Here is a 17251-nt window from a genome sequence, read left to right as displayed (position 1 = left end):
CGTAAGTGCGGCGAATAATACACAGCACTTTTATTACTGTAAAGCCCCTGACTGCTCAACCGCTCAACATTCGATCAAAACCATGCATTTTTTGATTGTTTTGAATGAAAACAAAGCGAAATCAAGAACATTAAGCAATTTTAAACATCATCTTCAGGCATCAGAACAGCTTCAAAGCGTTCACTGTGATTGAGCATATCCAACAATGTTTTATCAACTACGGATTTGTCCAACTGTTCATTCAGCTTTTCCTGCGCATAAATTTCAGTCGGCACACCGTAACGAGCATAACTCTGGCTAATCACATCCAGCCAGCCTAGGTTAGATTTAACCAAGCGCTGATAACGATCTTTGCGTTGATTTTTGATGTTATCCAATCCTTGCTCTGAGACACCATTCTCTTTTACCTTTGCCAACACCTTGTCTGTCAGGTTAATCAGTTCATCTACCCTTTCCGGCGCACAGTTGAAGCTGATTCGACCAATCGCGTATCCATCATTAGGTTCCTGCCAGAACCAGCTGCTAACACCATAAACGCCCGATGCTTCTTCACGTAATACCTGACGCAGTTCCTGCTGGACCAGTTCACCGGCCACATCAAGCTGATAGTTCTTTTGCAGGCTCCATGGCGTCTTCCAACTCAGGTAAATCTCAACTTCTGAGCTCGGTTCTCTGTTTTGCTTCACCACCAAACGTTCATCCGGCGAGGCAACTTCAAACTGACGCATCTGACGCTGCTGTTTTTTCACTGGCAGCGATGCCAAATAGCGTTTCACTTTCGGCAAAAGAATACTCTCTTTGATATCGCCCACAATGTAGTAGGTATAATCTGTTTTCGACAAAACATACTGGCGATAAGCATCAATCAGGCTCTGGGTATCAACAGAGTCCACCGCCTGCATAGTCAGACTGTAAACTGTCGGCTGCTGAGGAAAGCGAACAGCAGAGACTTTACGGGCAAAAACATCTTCAGCATCACGGGTGGCTTCAGACAAACGACGAATCATGTCTCGCTTGTATTCTGCAACGATTTCGTCCGTAACCACGACGTCTTCATGCTTAAGGCGGGACAACTTAAACAAAGTATCAATGTCATTACTCCGGCTCCAGCCAGAAAAACCCTGTTCGTAATCATCCAGAATAGTAGTAAAGGCAATCGGGCGCCCATTCATGATGGTTCGAAGCTCTTTACGGCTCAGAGAACCCATCCCGTATTCATCGATCACTTCCGCGGCAATCTTAACTTTCGAGTAATCTTCGGCAGGAACCGACATCAAACCGCCTGCGGTGTACATTTTGAAATGCACTTCATTAGGCGTGGTATCGCTGTAGTTATAAATCAGTTTTGAACCATTACTAAGTCGGTATTCTTTAATCCCCAACTCAAGCCACTCTTTCTCCAGCGTCAGATCACCGGCTTTACTCGGTGGTTCCGGCAGTTCAGCGGTTACTGTTTCCACCTGATACTTCGGCTGAGGCTTATTCATGGCTGCTTGCCATAACTGCTCTGCTGTTTCAGTTGTCAGCGTCGGTTTAATGACCCCATTCGGGTGAGTCAGCATTAACATTCTCGCCTGCGGCTTAATCAACTCAGTAAAGGCCGCATTAACCTGCTCAAGTGTGACATCTTTAAGCAAGGACTGATTGATCTTAAGCAGCACCTCATCATTCATAATCAACTGACCTGTAGCCGCACTGTCAACCATATCGCTGGCCAGGTCGATGCTGTATGGCGACTCCATTGATTTTGCACGACGGGTAAGGATCGCATCAATGCGTTCTCTCTCACCTTCAAATTCTGAAGCCAGGAATCCATGCTGTTTGATCTGAGCCAACACAGCAAACAGTTGCTCTGCGGCTTGCTCAAACTTTGGTTCAGAAAGCTGCAGTGAAAAAAGATCCTGCGACGTTTCACGGCCAAGGCTGGTAGAAAAATAAGTGGCGCTGTTTATCAGCCCAGTTTGTTTCTCCTGCCATTCCTGGAAACGAATATTCACCAGCTTGGTCGCAATGTTTTTGATAAAGCTTTGCTTATAAGCAGAAAAAGAGTTGTCCTCCTGATATGGCTTCAAAAAACTAAACTCGAACGATGAATCTGCCCGGCTGGCTTCTGTTACTGATGCAACACGTAGTTGATCCGGGATAGGTACTGAGTAATCAATCGGATCCATCGGCTTTTCAGGCTGATTCAGATATGCAAACTTCTCACTGATTTGCTGCTTAATCCGGCTTGCATCGACATCACCGGCAATGACCAGCGACATATTATCAGCGCGATACCAACGGTAATAGAAATCAGCAACTCGCTCTACGGATACATTTTTGATTGAGTAAACACTGCCAATAGGATCACGTGTAACATAACGAGAACCGGCCATTTCGACGGCAGACTTCTTATCACCTAGACGCAATTGCGGGCCAAGCCGGCTACGCCACTCTTCTAGCACAACACCGCGTTCTGCTTCCAAATCCGCTTTGTGAAATGTCACTCTGCCGGTCCAGTCAGCCACGATCTCCAGAGCTAAATTAATTAGATCCGGTTCATTATTCGGCAGGTTGAGAATATAAACTGTGTTCTCGAAGTCCGTGAACGCATTAATATCGACACCGAACTTCATTCCCATTTTTTCCAGCTCATCAATCAAACTGTTACCCGGGTAATTTTCAGTGCCGTTAAAAGCCATATGCTCTACGATGTGAGCGACACCGCTCTGATCATCATCTTCATTCATCGAGCCAGCATTCACGACCAAGCGAATATACACCCGATCGGATGGTTTGCTGTTGGGTGCCAGAAAATACTTAAAACCATTTTCAAGCTGGCCCTTTTCAACCAGCTTGTTATAAGGCAACTGTGCATATTGAGTGCTGACACTGGCGCAAGAAAGCAGCGAAAAACTCAATACCAGACACAATAATTTCTTTAACATACGACTTCCTTCACCAGCTGATTTGTTTGCTTACATACCATCAGATGGTGTTCATGCCAGTTCACTGAGTTTGAACGGTGACTGATTGAAATAACTCGGGTTTTACTCATTTTTTCTTTCAACAGGACATAAATTGCCTGTTCACTTTGTTCATCAACAGCAGAAAGCGCTTCATCCAGGAATAGCCACTCCGGCTGATGTACCAACGCGCGGGCAATCATGACTCGCTGTAACTCACCACCGGACAGGCGATGCTGCCATGTGTCGCTGGTATCAAGATCCGCCAATTCATTCAGACCAACAGCGGTAAGGGCATCCATATAAATTTCATCAGTCCACTTGCCAGATTCATACGGATAGCTGAGCACTTCTCGCATTGATGCGTGAGGGAGATAACCACGCTGAGGAATGAACATACAATCGCTGCCTTGCGGCATGACAATTTGCCCTTTTTCACAAGGCCAAAGCCCGGCAAGCGTTCGGAACAGAGTACTTTTACCGCAACCAGACGGGCCGCTAATCATGGTATTAACTTCTAGGGCACCGGTGCCTGCATCAAATAACACTTCATCCTGCGGATTAATAACTGTCAGGTTGCTCCAGCCCGGCGCTTCACCTTGTTCAATTGCAGATGCAGGACCCGAAAGTTGCTCCAACTGAACATGGAAATTAATCAGTCGATCAGTCACAGCTTTCCATTCAGCAACAGATTCATAAGAATCAACAAACCAGCTGAAAGCTTCCTGCACACGATAGAAACCGGTAGCCGTTTGCATCATATCGCCCAACTGAAGCGCACCACTCATCAAGCGAGGAGCCGCAACCAGGTACGGGAAAATACGGGCAACTTCGTTATAACCACTATTAAAAGCGTTATAGCGCAACTTCATCATGGTCAGTTGTTGCCAGTTCTCCCAAACACGTTCAAACAAACCACCAGCACGCTTACGTTCCGCTTCTTCACCACTTTGCAAAGTAATGGATTCAGCATGTTCACGAACACGCATTAAATGAAAACGGAAATTAGCCTCGTGCCTTTCCTGTTCGAAGTTCAGTTTAGTCAGCGGTTTGGCCACCTTATGGGTCAGCCAGGTGCCGACAATGGAATACAGAATTGCCACCCAAACCATATAGCCGGGAATAACCCACTCACTGCCAGCAAATTCAAATTCGAGCTGACCTGAAAGGTTCCACAGAATAACCACAAAAGAGAACAAGCTGGTTACGGTACGTAGCAATCCCAACCCCATTCTCAATGTGCTGTCACAGAACTCTTTAATATCATTCGTTACCCGTTGATCCGGGTTATCAATTGCACCTTTCTGTGCCTGATGACGGAATAAACGGTTATTCTGAAGCCATTGAGTTAAATATGCGTCTGTTAACCAACGACGCCAACGAATACGCAGCGTTCGGCGCAGGTAATCTTCACCTAAATCAACTAAGGTAAAGATCCCCATAATCCATACAAAATTACCCAAAAGCGGCCAGAAATTATGCCACTCTTTATTTTGCATCAAATTAAAAAAGTCCCGGTTCCAGTCACTGTATAAAACAGCCAGCTGAACCGTACCGAAATTAAGGGCAATAATGGTTACAAGTAAAATACGCGCCAGCCATTTTTCCTGACTTTTCCAATAAGGAGACGCTAAATTCCACACCTGCAGTAAAAAATGCCGATTAGTAAGTGAAATTAAATTATTCAGCTGCATAAATTCAGCTCCAGATAAAAACGACAATAAGCTCTGCACAATAATGTGCAGAGCTATGGGTTATTAATTAATGAGATTAATTAGAAGTTATAACCGACTTCCAACCATAACTGACGACCCGGTGAATACAGACCAAAATCACCATCATTACCATTTGCCTGTGTACCAAAACGACGGGTTTCGTTCAGTACGTTCAGCAAGTCAGCCTGGAAGTAGATATCCTGATTACCCCATGTTGATGGCTGCCAACGAACTTGTGTATCCCACTGGGTGTGGGTGTCAAACTCATAACTCTTAAAGCGACGAGGTTCTGTTTCACCTATTTCTTCATACCCCTGCACTGGAGCCTTGATATAAACCTTATTACTCCAAGTCAGATTGTATTCCGGAAGTTTCATATCAATGCCAAGACGAACATTCCACTCTTCCTGGCTGCTGTTAATCTTCCCTTCCATCTCACGACGCGTCATTTCTTCGCCATCAAGAACCACACTTTCTTCCGGATCCTGGGTTGCTTCCAAATCAGCACGATTTGTAGTCAACCAATCAATCCCAATCGTCGTATTCCAAAGTGTCGGGCCTACAACCCATGGTTGAATATTACTTACTTGCACTGTGTAAACATCAACATGGTAATCACCGCCGTTGACATATTCATCCAACCTTTTTCCATCTAAGTCTGTCGTACGGCGAAGTACCAGGCGATCTTTGTTTTCTCGCCAAATATAACGTGCAGCAATAGTGAAATTACCAATATTCTGATCAACACCAAAAGTTAATTCATCTGCATGTGGTGTTTTAAAATTCTCAATATCAGCAAATCGACGGGTTGTATCCCTGCTTAATTCACTTATGCCTTCAGCAAGTTTCATTGATGCAAACGAACGACCGTAATAACGGTTAGCACCGGCAATAAAGCGAGTATGAGCTAATGCCTGCCATGACGTTGAAAAGCGAGGGGCTACATTATTATTTTCCAAATAATCGTCACGTTCCACACGGACACCGGGACGGAAAGACCAGTTTCCAACAGTCATTGAGTTATCAATGTATGCTGAATAAATTGTGTAATCTGTATCTACATTCCCTGCAAAAGCGAGATCTGCATGTGTAACCATATCTTCCCAATCAGGAATAGATACAACTACTTGCTGGTTTACATTTGAAAATCGCTCGAAATTATATTTTGTTTCGGTTGATGCCAAACCACCCGATATACGATGTTTAAGACCTAATGCATCAAAGTCATCTGACGTATAGTCAACTTTTACAGTGGTATTACGCTGTCGAAGTTCACTGTTACCATAGCCACCGTCACGATATAGCTTATCATCTACAAGAACTTCTTTAGCATCAGCGCTATTTGAATCACGACTATCGTTAAAATCATCGTAAGATGCTGTAGCTTTCAAGCTCCCTGTTACGATTGGCTGCTGCCAAGTTAACGTTGCTCCGTATGCTCTGTGCTGATCAATAAAGTTATTTTTATCCATATCAGCATAAAACTGCCCTGACTCATATGATGAGTAACGAGTACTTAAATCAAGACTTTTCTCTGCCGATGGCTGCCAACGAAAGTTAGCCATCACATTGTCAATTTGACGAGTTTGATCCTGCTCATCCAATGTGCCTTTTGCGTCAACAACACGCACTTGGGCAATATCTGACTGGCGACGGCTAAGTCCTATAACCATTCCAATTTCATCAGTAATACCCTGCTCTATTACCAAATTAACAAAGTCTTTCTGATATTTAGGTTGTAGCTCTGCATCATATCCGTCAGAACCTTTCTTATACTCTTCTCTGACAGTGTCATCCATTTGCATTGATGCAAAATGATCGTTAGTCGTACGATAATTCAAACTAACCCGGTCAACACCAGAATAAAACAAACTGTCTGCAACAATAACACCACCAGTAAAGCCCCCCAGGCTTGCAGGTACATTACTGTCGTAAACAGTCACGCTACCAATCATTGATGAGTCATAAAAATATGCCTGTTCAGAACTTGAACCAGGTAAAACACCAATACTGCCATCATTCAAAATACTATGCGGGTCAATATCATTATTAATATTGATACCATCAACCATATAAGCTGTCTGACTGGTTGGCGCACCATTAATTGAAACGCTGGCAGGTTTAATTTCACCACCCTGAAAACCATTTTCAGCATCTTTTTCAAAACGCACATTCACATGCGATTTTAATAGATCCGTCATATTACCGTTGCCATCTGGCGTATTTTGGATGGCTTCACGATCAATTATCGTTTTTGAAGTAAGTCCGTCATCAGCCTGATCGACAACAACTACCTCTTGTGTCTCTTCTACGAGGTGTTCGTTACTCTCTACGTCAGATGCTGCGTAAACAGAAGTCGCAGCAAAACCTGTCGCAGCCATCCCTGCTGTTAACAGAATGTCTTGGATTTTTATTATTTTCATAACAATATCTGGTTGATTGATAATCAAAACTCTTAAGGCGGGGGATGCTAACAGTTAAAACCGTTAGTGTAAATGATAATTGCTATCACTATCATTTAAATGTATATTCCTGCTCCATCTCTGTTTCTTGAATAATAACCATATGAAAATAAACCCTTTGCAGTGCTGGATGCTGTTGAGCCTGATAGCGGTTACTTCAGTAACACACGCTGAATCTCACCTTGAACCTGTGATGAAATCGCAAACAAGAGCGATGAATTCCGCGATAGAAACACACGCAAAAATCGAAGCTATTGATGATGAGACTGACGCGCTATTGCAGGAATACCAAAATCTACTCAGGGAAAGTGCGCTAACAAAAAAATATAACCAAAACCTGTCTGCGCAGGTTCAGGAACAGGAAAAACAAAAACAACAGTTAACAGAGCAGCGAGCAGCTCTGGCTAAAGTTCGTCAACAGCTTGTGCCACAAATGGAAAACATGATCGACGTTCTTGAACAATTCGTCGCTAATGACGTGCCTTTTCTTTGGCAGGAGCGTCAGGCAAGAGTTAAAGAGTTACAAAAACTGCTTAGTAATCCGACTCTGGATACCAGTAACAAATTCCGACGTATTCTAGAAGCTTATCAAATTGAAACGGAATACGGCTCAACTATTGAGAGCTGGGAAGCACCGCTGCCATTTAGTAATTCACCGACATTAATGCACCAGCTCAGAATTGGTCGCCTTGCTCTTTATTACCTGACACCCGATCAACAACAAGGTGGAATGTGGAATAAGCAATCCCGCACATGGCAGCCTCTAAATGAAGAAGATCTACAGCAAGTCAGCACAGCAATAAAACTGGCCGAACAACAGATTTCACCTCAACTTCTTTCACTTCCGGTTTATCGAGCGAACTAATGAGAAAAGTCATTATTTTTATGATCAGTGTCCTGATCACAAATACTGGTTACAGCAATGAACTTGATAACCTGTTGGAGCGAGTCCGACAGGGCTACCAGCAAGATATCACCCTCGATAATGCGCAGTTGGAACAATTTAAAAAACTACATACAAAACAAGCTGAAACAACTAAAGCAGCAAAAATTCAGCTGAACACACTAAATAAACAAACGGATTTACTACTGGCAAAGATAGATAATAACCACAAAGAAATCGAAGTCTTGACCCAAAAGCTTGCAGAAGAAAGTGCAGATCTTCAGCAACTTTTTAAACAACTTCAGTCAGCCGCTTCGGATCTTGACCACTTTGCATCTAACTCTATGCTTTCCTCACAGTTTCCTGATGATAAGCTGCGAATTTCACCATTATTAGATAGTAAACATCAGCCGACTGACGCTGATATCCAGAACCTTTGGACAGGCTATATGCTTCAGATGGTGGAAAGTGGAAAAATTACGAAATTCAACACTTCTGTTGTGCTACCAAACGGCGTAATGGAACAAAATGAAGTTACCCGAATCGGTACATTTACGGCTTTTACTCAGCAAGGTTATGTGCGCTATCTTGATGAAAACAGTGCATTCATCTTGCTTCCACACCAGCCGCAAGGGGAACCACTGGACAACCTGGCACAATTTGAACAAACCAATAACGAGTCGATTACCGCAACCATTGACCCATCAAGGGGTGCATTGCTCGCTATTGCCGGCGAACAACCAGATAACTGGCAGCGTGTTAAGCAAGCAGGAATCGTTGGCTACCTGATTCTGCTGGTTGGGTTTGCAGGCCTTGTTATTGCTCTTGTCCAGGGCATCCGGTTATTCCGTCAGAGTAAACAAATCGAAAACCAGCGTTTAAATCTGACAGCACCCGGCGATAACCCTCTAGGCAGAATGCTTAAAATCGGCAACAAAGCTAATGTGTGTGCCGATCAGCTCAGTCGCCTGCTAGATGAAGTGATTCTTGGCGAGATTCCTAAACTTAAGAAAGGCCTTCCTACACTGGCTGTTCTGGCTGGAATTGCACCATTACTTGGGCTTTTGGGGACAGTTTCCGGCATGATTGAAACATTTCAGGCCATCACCGCATTTGGTAACGGCAGCCCCAAAATTCTGTCATCCGGTATTTCCCAAGCCTTGCTGACGACAGCACTCGGCCTTGTTGTCTCGATCCCGCTGGTGTTGATTCACTGCTTCCTTAACAGCAGGAGCAACGCCCTGATCCACATTCTTGAGCATCAGGGAGCAGGACTGATCGCGATTCGGGAAATGGATGAAAATCATGTTCTATGATGCTTTCGAGATCAATGAGGCATTTGGCCACTTCATCAGAACTAATGTAATTTTCTGGCTGATTATGATGGTGTCATGCGTGATGTGGTACTTAATCGGTACCGCTTTTTTTACCCAAAACCACCACCGTAAAGAGCTGCTTAAAACATACTCTGATGTCTGGCTGAAATTGGTACAAAAACAACGAGCGAACGAGGGCAGCAGAAGCTGCCTCGTCAGCATGTTTTCCCAACAGATGTTCGCTCATCAGATGATGATTAACACCCTGTCAAAGATATTACCTTTACTTGGTTTACTTGGAACCGTTAACGGCATGATTGATACATTTCAGGCCATGACCGCTGAGACAGGCAGTTTTCTTGCCTTTTCAACGGGGATCGCCAGTGCTCTGCTGACAACGCTGGCCGGTCTGGTGACTTCATTATCAGGCGTATTTTTTCATCACAGGTTAAGCCAGCGCGCTCATAAGTTTTCACTGGCCTTTTCACAGCAATTATCCCGGGTATAACCGATGCGTAATTACCACTCGACCGACAATCAGGAATCGATTGATATCAATATGACACCACTGATCGACATGGTGTTTATTCTGCTGATTTTCTTCCTCGTCAGTGCTTCCTTTACCAAACTCAACAGCATTGATGTTAACCGTCCAGACAGCAGTGTCAGCGACTCTCATCCGGCGGCAAAAAATGTTGTCGTTTCTATCGATCAGGAAGGCATTATCTGGCTGGATAAAAAGCCAATTGATATTCGCTTCGTCAAAAGTGAAATCAAAACCCGTGCGATGCAAAGCGAGCAGCTTTCAGTGGTCATAAATGCCGATAACGATGTCCCAACAGGCAGATTAATTGAAACATTGGATCAGGTTCGCCTGGCAGGAGTCAGCAATGTCGCCGTTGCTACCAACAAGAAAAGTTAACCATCACCTGATGGGGGCAATGCTGGCCCTAGTTGTTAATACATGCCTGATTATGGTCATGAATTCATTGATCTGGGGTGAGCAGGTTAAGTCAGAGAACCACGATATACGGCTTTCTTTCCGGCAATTTCGTTCAATGGATGAGCCCAAACAACCAGAAGAGCCGACTGAACTGGCACACACAACTGAGCAACCGGCCATCAGCAAGTTACCCATGCCTGAAATCAATCTGTCAGTAAGTAAAATCAGCCCGGTACAAGCGATAAGTTTACCGGCAATGACAGCGACTGAATTCAGTATTGAACCTTCACTGACAAAACTGGATCTCACGCTGGCAAATTCGAACAGTTCAGTCAAAGCCAATATGGCCAGCGGTCTGGTTTCCGCTATTCCCGTTTTTCAGCTGCCACCTCAGTATCCACCCAGGGCTAAACAGTTAGGGATTGAAGGTGAGGTTATCCTGCACCTGTTCATTAAAGAAGATGGCAAGGTATCAAAAATCAAAGTGATATCAGAAAACCCAATTGGTGTGTTTGCTCAATCAGCTAAAAGGGCGGCTTACCGTTGGCGTTTTCAGCCACCAGCAGCCGGGCAATCCCCGTGGCAACAGTTAAAAATCAGCTATGAACTTAAAAAATAAAATCTGCGCTCTGGTTCTGGTTATGAGCGCATTTCACGTTAATGCGATTGAAGTTTCACCGGAGATCTATCAATCGTATCAGCGGATACAAAATGCAATCAGCAACTCTCCGGAGAGAGCTATTCCTGAAGTTATTCAGTTTTACAAGTACGCTCAAAATCAGTCCGATACAGTCAAGCTGTTAGCCGGCAACCTGTACCTGGATAACTGTATGAGGTTAAAAGACTATCCGTGTGCGCTGCAACGGATTCAGGAAATCGTACAACTTGAACTGACAACGGAGCAGGTACTCAATTTTAATTTGTTGGGTGCGCAATTAAGCTACCAACAAAGCAAGTACCCGCTCACCAGCAAGTTTCTGCGAAACTGGCTTCCTGCGGCAAAAGCGCAGTTAAAGACACTCATGCAAGAAAAATCAAAAAAAATCAGTAGTATCCAAACACAGCTGGCCAATAACTACATTTTTTCAGCTCACGCCTACCTGCAACAGGAAAAAACTAAGCTTGCCATTCATGATGTTCTAGATGCAATGAATATAGAACAGAGAGGAGAAAATGATTATCGCCTCCTGCTTTCTCTGTATGAGAAATCAGAACAAAAAGACAAAGCCAGAAAGTTATTAATCACAATGACCAAGCTATTCCCGACTAATGGCGATTACTGGGAACGCCTTGGCTATAACTACCTTGAGAACCAACAGGCAAAAGAAGCTCTGAAAGTTCTGGCCACAGCATACCACGCAGAAATATTGCCAGATCGTTCATGGATATTACTGGCACAACTCTATATGAATCAGTCAGCGCCCCATAAAGCGTTACCAATACTGGAACGAGGACTGAAAGAACAAAAAATCAGTGATCAGAAAGCACTATATAAATTGCTGACTAATGCCAACCTGCTTGGGCGCGATCATATCGCTGCACTGAAAACCTTCAGTGAAATGGAAAAGCACCAACCATTGACTACAGCCCAAATGATTCAGAAAGCGCAAATCGCATTCCGTCTTGGCAAATGGAATCCGGCACGCAATGTTCTGACAACCCTGGTAGATAATAACCCTGATAATGCTCAGTGGCGTTTTATGCTAGCTATCAGCTTATATGAGTTGGGTAACTATCAGGAATCTATTAAACAGCTTCGCCTAATCAAAGCACCGGAATATGACGTGATTGTCCAACAATGGCTAAAACAAATTGACTATCTTGCCAGTTAAAACTTGAGACGATGTACTAACAAAAACCGCTGCACTATGGCAGCGGTTTTTATATTTATTACACGAAAAGCCCTAAACTCTGAACCGGCTCATCATCGACTGCAGGTTTGCAGCCAACTGGCTTAATTCAACACAAGCTTGTGCTGTTTGCTCTGCCCCAGTCGCCACTTCTTTTGAAGACTGGTTAATGGTTTCAACATTTCGTCCCAGTTCATCCGTTACTGAATCCTGCTCGCTGCATGCACTCGCAATCTGCTGGTTCATATCGGCAATCTGACCGACGCTCTGCTCAATACTTTCAATAGTACGACCGGTATTTTGGCTTTGAGCCACACAATCCTGAATCATATTACAGCTTTCAGATGTTGCCTCTTTAGCTTCAATCGCGCTTTTTTGTAGCTTATCGATAATAGAGACGATCTCACCGGTAGAGTCCTGGGTACGAGCAGCCAATGTACGAACTTCATCAGCAACAACCGCAAAACCTCTGCCCTGTTCACCGGCTCGTGCAGCTTCAATCGCAGCATTCAGTGCCAACAGGTTAGTCTGATCGGCTATATCACGGATGACATCCACCACCATGTTGATATTATTCGACTCTTGTTCCAAGTGTTGAACCAGTTTGCCAGCATTGTCAATTTCTGCAGATACACGAAGAATTGACTCAATACTCTGCTGAATATCCTGACAACCTATTTTAGCTTCATCACTCGCTGAAGTTGCAGATACAGAAGCCACTTCAGTATTACTAGCCACTTCAGCAACGGTTGCCTTCATCTGATCCATCGCAGTTGCAACCATGGTAATCTCATTCTGCTGTTGTTGCATGCCCTGGGATGATTGCTCTGAAACAGCACTCACTTCTTCTACTGCTGCGCTTAGCTGTGTAACAGCAGCGACAATCTCTTCAACGAGGGTACGCAAATTGTCACGCATTTTTACACTGGAATCAGCCAACATACCTAGTTCATCATTACCAATTTCATCACGATGTAAATTGTAGGTAAGATTACCGGATGCAATCTCACTGGAAAAATACATAACCTGATTCAGAGGACGACAGATTTGGCGGGTCAAAAACAAGTTCATCACCCCCATAAAAATGACTAAAGATGCAATCACAGTCAATGAAATAGTGCTTACGCGATCAGTACTTGCCAGCATATCGGTGCGGTTTTGTTGAACAAATCCCAGATTAATCTCTCTCAAGCTGTCCAATGTTGCACTCAGCGTTTGGAACTCATCAAACGTCCCAGCAAGAATCGGCTGAGCCGTCGCAAAATCACCTCTAAGCGCAGCTTCTGCAAAACCATTTAACGATTTCTGATAATTAATCCATGCAACACGAAGTTCTTTGAGTACCTGCCGCTCATGATCAGAAGCGATATCTGAAACCGAAGCCTGATAAGCTTTAAACATACTTTCAATTTGGCGATTTTGCTCTGTCGCCTTATCAACTCTTTGGCGAATCGCTTTAGGGTCACTGTAAGTTAAAATTGCGTACTGGGTGCGTCGAACGTAAGACACTTCAAACTGCAAGTCTTCAACTGCAATAAGAGTCGGAATAGTTTCGTCAGCAAAATTTAAAACTCCCGCACGAACAAGTTTAAGCTCATTCATCAAAAATATGCCAAATACAATAACTATTGCCGTTATAGCGGCAAAAATTACAGCAATCTTTTTACCAACGGATAAATTTTTATAAAACATTACTAAACAACCAATCTCTTTCTGCTCATTATTACAATCAGAGCATTAAGATTATTTATTAGACAAAAACAAGAACCAATCCCCAACGAGCAGGACTTTAACGAACATCGACACCTATATGAAAAAATAAATAATCAAAACAAGCATCCAAGAATAATTTAAAGAATTCCCATTAAGACTTTAGGCATAATGCACCAAACTCATGGAGAGGAGTAAACCTACCATCAACCATTCCACCCACCAATTTTTAGTGAGTTTTAGCCACACACTAAATGTAAGCAGATAATAATTGAGTCAATAAGGAAACAAATTCAAAACTGAAAAATGAAATCAATATCAGTAAGCATTTTTTTGCTATCTGCCATGTAAAACACAGCAAACTCTATTCTAACTGCAGCAGTTATTTCCCAAGATAAATATAAATTCAATATTTATGGTTTTTTATATTTCCTGTAGATGGGTCATGACACCAAAGCGTTGAAATAATAATCCTCAATAACAATGCCAATAACTTTGTCATGAATTTCTTCTGATTTTAAAAAGCAGATCGTTTTATGCATTAGCCTCTGAAGGTGTGTTCTTAGTGTAAGGTTTTGTCGCTCTATCCGTTGCGTATAAGACTTTCCTATTATGTGTTTAGACTATGGCAAGTAAGACTCATAAGGCGAAAAGTTATCAGTACAAAAAACGAACTTTAAAGGGTTTCAGTAATATCAATAGATTCAACAATACAACTGATGTACACCGACTAAACACATACGCGCCCTTTCAACTCATAAGTATTCCACTCAAATCAAGGTTGTCATGATACAAGTAAGAAGTATCGATAGTTACTCTTACGTTAACACATAAAACAAAACATTAGTCGTCGTGGAAACTGTTGAGACAATAGCCCAATAGATCGCTTCTTCCTAAGCTCAGCAAAGCTTCTATCACCGACTATCTGGTTGGTATTACTGCTAGCATCGTCCACATCAATACAATCTAAATGAACCAGAACAGCTGTTCAGGCTTACCCATAAATCCTTAGCCAGTATTTCTAACACTGTTTGACTGTAAGACTTTGTGATAAGTCAACACTTAATAGCATTTGAAAACCATTCGCATTATCATTATCATTGCGCGTCCAATTTGTCATATCGATATATTGACTGTACGAAGAACAACTACAAAAAGAGGCTAAAATGGCTCATAAAAAACTTATCGCGACTTTAGTTGGGTGCACGGTTGCACTCGCAGGCTGCAATTCTTCTGATAAGGAAAACAAAGCTACAGCAGCTCAGGACAAAGTTACCGTAACTGCAATGGACGGTTATCTGATCAATGCCAAGATTTATAAACAGGACGAAAAAGGCACCTGTCTTAAAGACGGGAAATTGTTGGGAACAACCAACAATGACGGGCAAGTATCCATTGAAAAAAACGAACTATCAGACGGTTACTGCGCGGTCACTGACACTGCAACAATAGACAAAGATAATCCTGGGGAAACGTTGACCGAAGGATATACTCTGTATTCTCCAGCCCCTCAACTATTAGGTTCAGTTGACTCCCCGGTTATTTCTCCGCTTACGACTTACATTCATAATACCATCAAGGAGCTGGACACTTCTGCAACTGAACAAGAGATTAAAGAAGCTATTAAACTGGCAAAATCAGATCTGGCCGGTGCCCTGCTTCTTGACTCTAGTTCAGACGACATTACTACGCTTCTTACAAGTGATTATATTGAAGCTAAAAAAACAGCTGAAGTGAAGGATGCAGCAGAAAGTTTGCATACCATGGCTCAGCTACTTGTTGGTGTGAATGATGAAGAGCAATCGTTAAATAAGAAGCAAGTCATTAATATTGCCAGAACCTTGAAGGCGTATGGGGCTATTGCTACTGGGGAACTTGAAAAAATTGCGGTTTATATAAAAGGCAACATCAATGAATTCAACAAAGATACCGATGAACCTGTAGAAATAGATAGCAGTGTACTGAAAGATATTCCTCAACCTTTGTCTACTAAATCTGAGAGCCTCAAACAACAGTTAAATGCAAAAATCTCGGAAGCAGCAGATGCACGCAGCGATAAATCGGCAAGCCTGCAACTATCAAATGTTGAAATTACCAATATTACAGATAATAACAACACAGAAGCAGACGTTACCTATGTTCTAACACAAAAAATGGTAGGTAGCCCGTTTGACGCAACGTCAGTAGTACCAGACATTACCTTTAAAAACGATGTCTTAACTATTCCGTCTCTGTCTTTTTCACAAAAAGGAAAATACGAGTTCAAACTCTATATTAAGAAGACGATTGAAGATAAAGAGTATCAGTCCAAATCAATCGAGTTTGATGTAACGGTAACAGAGGAGCAGGTAGCAAATACAGCACCTCAGTATAAAGCAAACAGCGCTGTAGTTTCACAACTTCTTGAAAACCTGGTTGATACAGCTGAGGGGAGTGGTGCATTTAATGACGAGATGGATATGAGCGATTTTGGGGGGGGGATTTTACCGGCATATTATAACTTCACGGCTTATGAGTTAAATCTTGCTGGACTTTTTTCTGATGACTCGGATGAACCTGTAACTGTAAAGCTACATCTAAATTCAGCTGATTTCTCAACTATAGAAGAGAGTAAACTCCCAGAGTTGACTGGCCCTGATGAAGATACGGGCACTTATAGTTTTGGATCCGGAGAATATCCTATCCCGGAAACTGACTCTAAGAGCTATCGTATGACCATTTATGCAGAAGACAAACATGGAGCTAAATCCAATAGTGGATTTGAATTTACGCTAACCATCAACTCTAATGAGACGGCCACTCTTACCAGCAATCAAAGTGAGGGGATCTCTAATGAAACTAGTGGTGGATTTACGGGGACACTGCTTTCTGCTGCAACCCTTAGTAAAATCGAATCTCAAATAGCTGCGTATTTAAATGACTCTAGACCAGAACCAGTTAAATCTCTAGACACTCTTATAGAGATAGGCGATTACCTGTGCACTAAAGAAAATGAGTGTAAAAAAGTGAAAGGTAATGGCGGCAATTATTCACTAAGCGATAACACTTATCTGGAAATTGATAACGATCAAGTGTTTTTAACCACATTCCGTTGGACAGGTAAAAAAGTAGAATCTGAGCAAACCATACTTCTTACACCAAAATCGAATGACAAGGAAATAAAAATCTACAGCGTAGATAGCCCTTCTTCAGTGAAAGTAGATGATTTAAATAACTATGCAACGAGTATTAAATTAATCATCTCACCTAATACAGGCAGCGGTGTAACCGTTAAGGCTTCTCTGGCAAGCCGATAACTGTTGCAACCTTCTGTTGTGATAGTGGAAAATATTAACACATACAAAAAAGCCCCAGCATTTCAGCTGGGGCTTCGTTGTGTTAGCGGAGCGGATAGGATCTCGGACGGGGAGCACACGACGGGCAG

The 17251-nt window shown here is 42.8% G+C and carries 11 protein-coding genes and 1 pseudogene; 7 read left to right on the top strand and 5 right to left on the bottom strand.

The features are described from left to right. Nucleotides 1-140 precede the first annotated feature (140 nt). The 3 genes from C942_RS08515 to C942_RS08505 form a co-directional block, all read right to left on the bottom strand. Entirely contained in the window at nucleotides 141-2930 is a 2790-nt protein-coding gene (locus C942_RS08515) for a M16 family metallopeptidase (RefSeq protein ID WP_007464687.1), read from the bottom strand. Further along, a complete protein-coding gene (locus tag C942_RS08510) occupies nucleotides 2924-4642 on the bottom strand; it encodes an ABC transporter ATP-binding protein/permease (protein ID WP_007464685.1) in 1719 nt (572 codons plus the stop codon). Before C942_RS08510 ends, C942_RS08515 begins: the two co-directional genes overlap by 7 nt. A gap of 80 nt (nucleotides 4643-4722) precedes the next feature. Further along, nucleotides 4723-7086 carry a TonB-dependent receptor plug domain-containing protein gene (locus tag C942_RS08505; protein WP_007464683.1) on the bottom strand — a complete coding sequence of 788 codons (2364 nt, stop codon included), beginning with the start codon at nucleotides 7084-7086 and terminating at the stop codon, nucleotides 4723-4725. A gap of 142 nt (nucleotides 7087-7228) precedes the next feature. Between C942_RS08505 and C942_RS08500 the strand changes: the two genes are divergently transcribed. The 6 genes from C942_RS08500 to C942_RS08475 are packed head-to-tail and all read left to right on the top strand — an operon-like array spanning nucleotide 7229 to nucleotide 12099. Beyond that, nucleotides 7229-7990, top strand: a complete 762-nt coding sequence (locus C942_RS08500; RefSeq protein ID WP_083882325.1) for a DUF3450 domain-containing protein — start codon at nucleotides 7229-7231, stop codon at nucleotides 7988-7990. Then, on the top strand, nucleotides 7990-9324 hold the full coding sequence (locus C942_RS08495) for a MotA/TolQ/ExbB proton channel family protein (protein ID WP_007464680.1): 1335 nt from the start codon (nucleotides 7990-7992) through the stop codon (nucleotides 9322-9324). The genes C942_RS08500 and C942_RS08495 overlap by 1 nt, the downstream gene beginning before the upstream one ends. After that, on the top strand, nucleotides 9305-9832 hold the full coding sequence (locus tag C942_RS08490) for a MotA/TolQ/ExbB proton channel family protein (protein ID WP_051035758.1): 528 nt from the start codon (nucleotides 9305-9307) through the stop codon (nucleotides 9830-9832). Before C942_RS08495 ends, C942_RS08490 begins: the two co-directional genes overlap by 20 nt. Nucleotides 9833-9835: 3 nt before the next feature. Continuing rightward, nucleotides 9836-10246, top strand: coding sequence for an ExbD/TolR family protein (locus tag C942_RS08485; RefSeq protein WP_007464676.1), 411 nt, complete (start codon nucleotides 9836-9838; stop codon nucleotides 10244-10246). Next, nucleotides 10215-10886 carry an energy transducer TonB gene (locus C942_RS24335; RefSeq protein ID WP_007464675.1) on the top strand — a complete coding sequence of 224 codons (672 nt, stop codon included), beginning with the start codon at nucleotides 10215-10217 and terminating at the stop codon, nucleotides 10884-10886. The genes C942_RS08485 and C942_RS24335 overlap by 32 nt, the downstream gene beginning before the upstream one ends. Nucleotides 10887-10908: 22 nt before the next feature. After that, the gene (locus tag C942_RS08475; protein WP_157372591.1) at nucleotides 10909-12099 is read left to right on the top strand and encodes a tetratricopeptide repeat protein; all 1191 of its coding nucleotides are present in this window, start codon (nucleotides 10909-10911) and stop codon (nucleotides 12097-12099) included. A gap of 72 nt (nucleotides 12100-12171) precedes the next feature. Here C942_RS08475 and C942_RS08470 read toward each other — a convergent pair whose 3' ends face one another. Then, complete coding sequence (locus tag C942_RS08470) at nucleotides 12172-13809, bottom strand: methyl-accepting chemotaxis protein (RefSeq protein WP_007464672.1); 1638 nt, start codon at nucleotides 13807-13809, stop codon at nucleotides 12172-12174. A 461-nt stretch (nucleotides 13810-14270) separates the two neighbouring features. Beyond that, nucleotides 14271-14571: pseudogene (locus tag C942_RS25795) on the bottom strand (IS1 family transposase); the annotation flags it as partial. Between the two features lie 422 nt (nucleotides 14572-14993). Here C942_RS25795 and C942_RS08465 point away from each other — a divergent pair. Further along, nucleotides 14994-17123, top strand: coding sequence for a hypothetical protein (locus tag C942_RS08465; protein ID WP_007464670.1), 2130 nt, complete (start codon nucleotides 14994-14996; stop codon nucleotides 17121-17123). Nucleotides 17124-17251: the final 128 nt, after the last annotated feature.

Source organism: Photobacterium marinum (assembly GCF_000331515.1).
In the GTDB taxonomy this organism is placed as follows: domain Bacteria; phylum Pseudomonadota; class Gammaproteobacteria; order Enterobacterales; family Vibrionaceae; genus Photobacterium; species Photobacterium marinum.
This window is presented reverse-complemented; position numbering and strand designations above follow the sequence as displayed.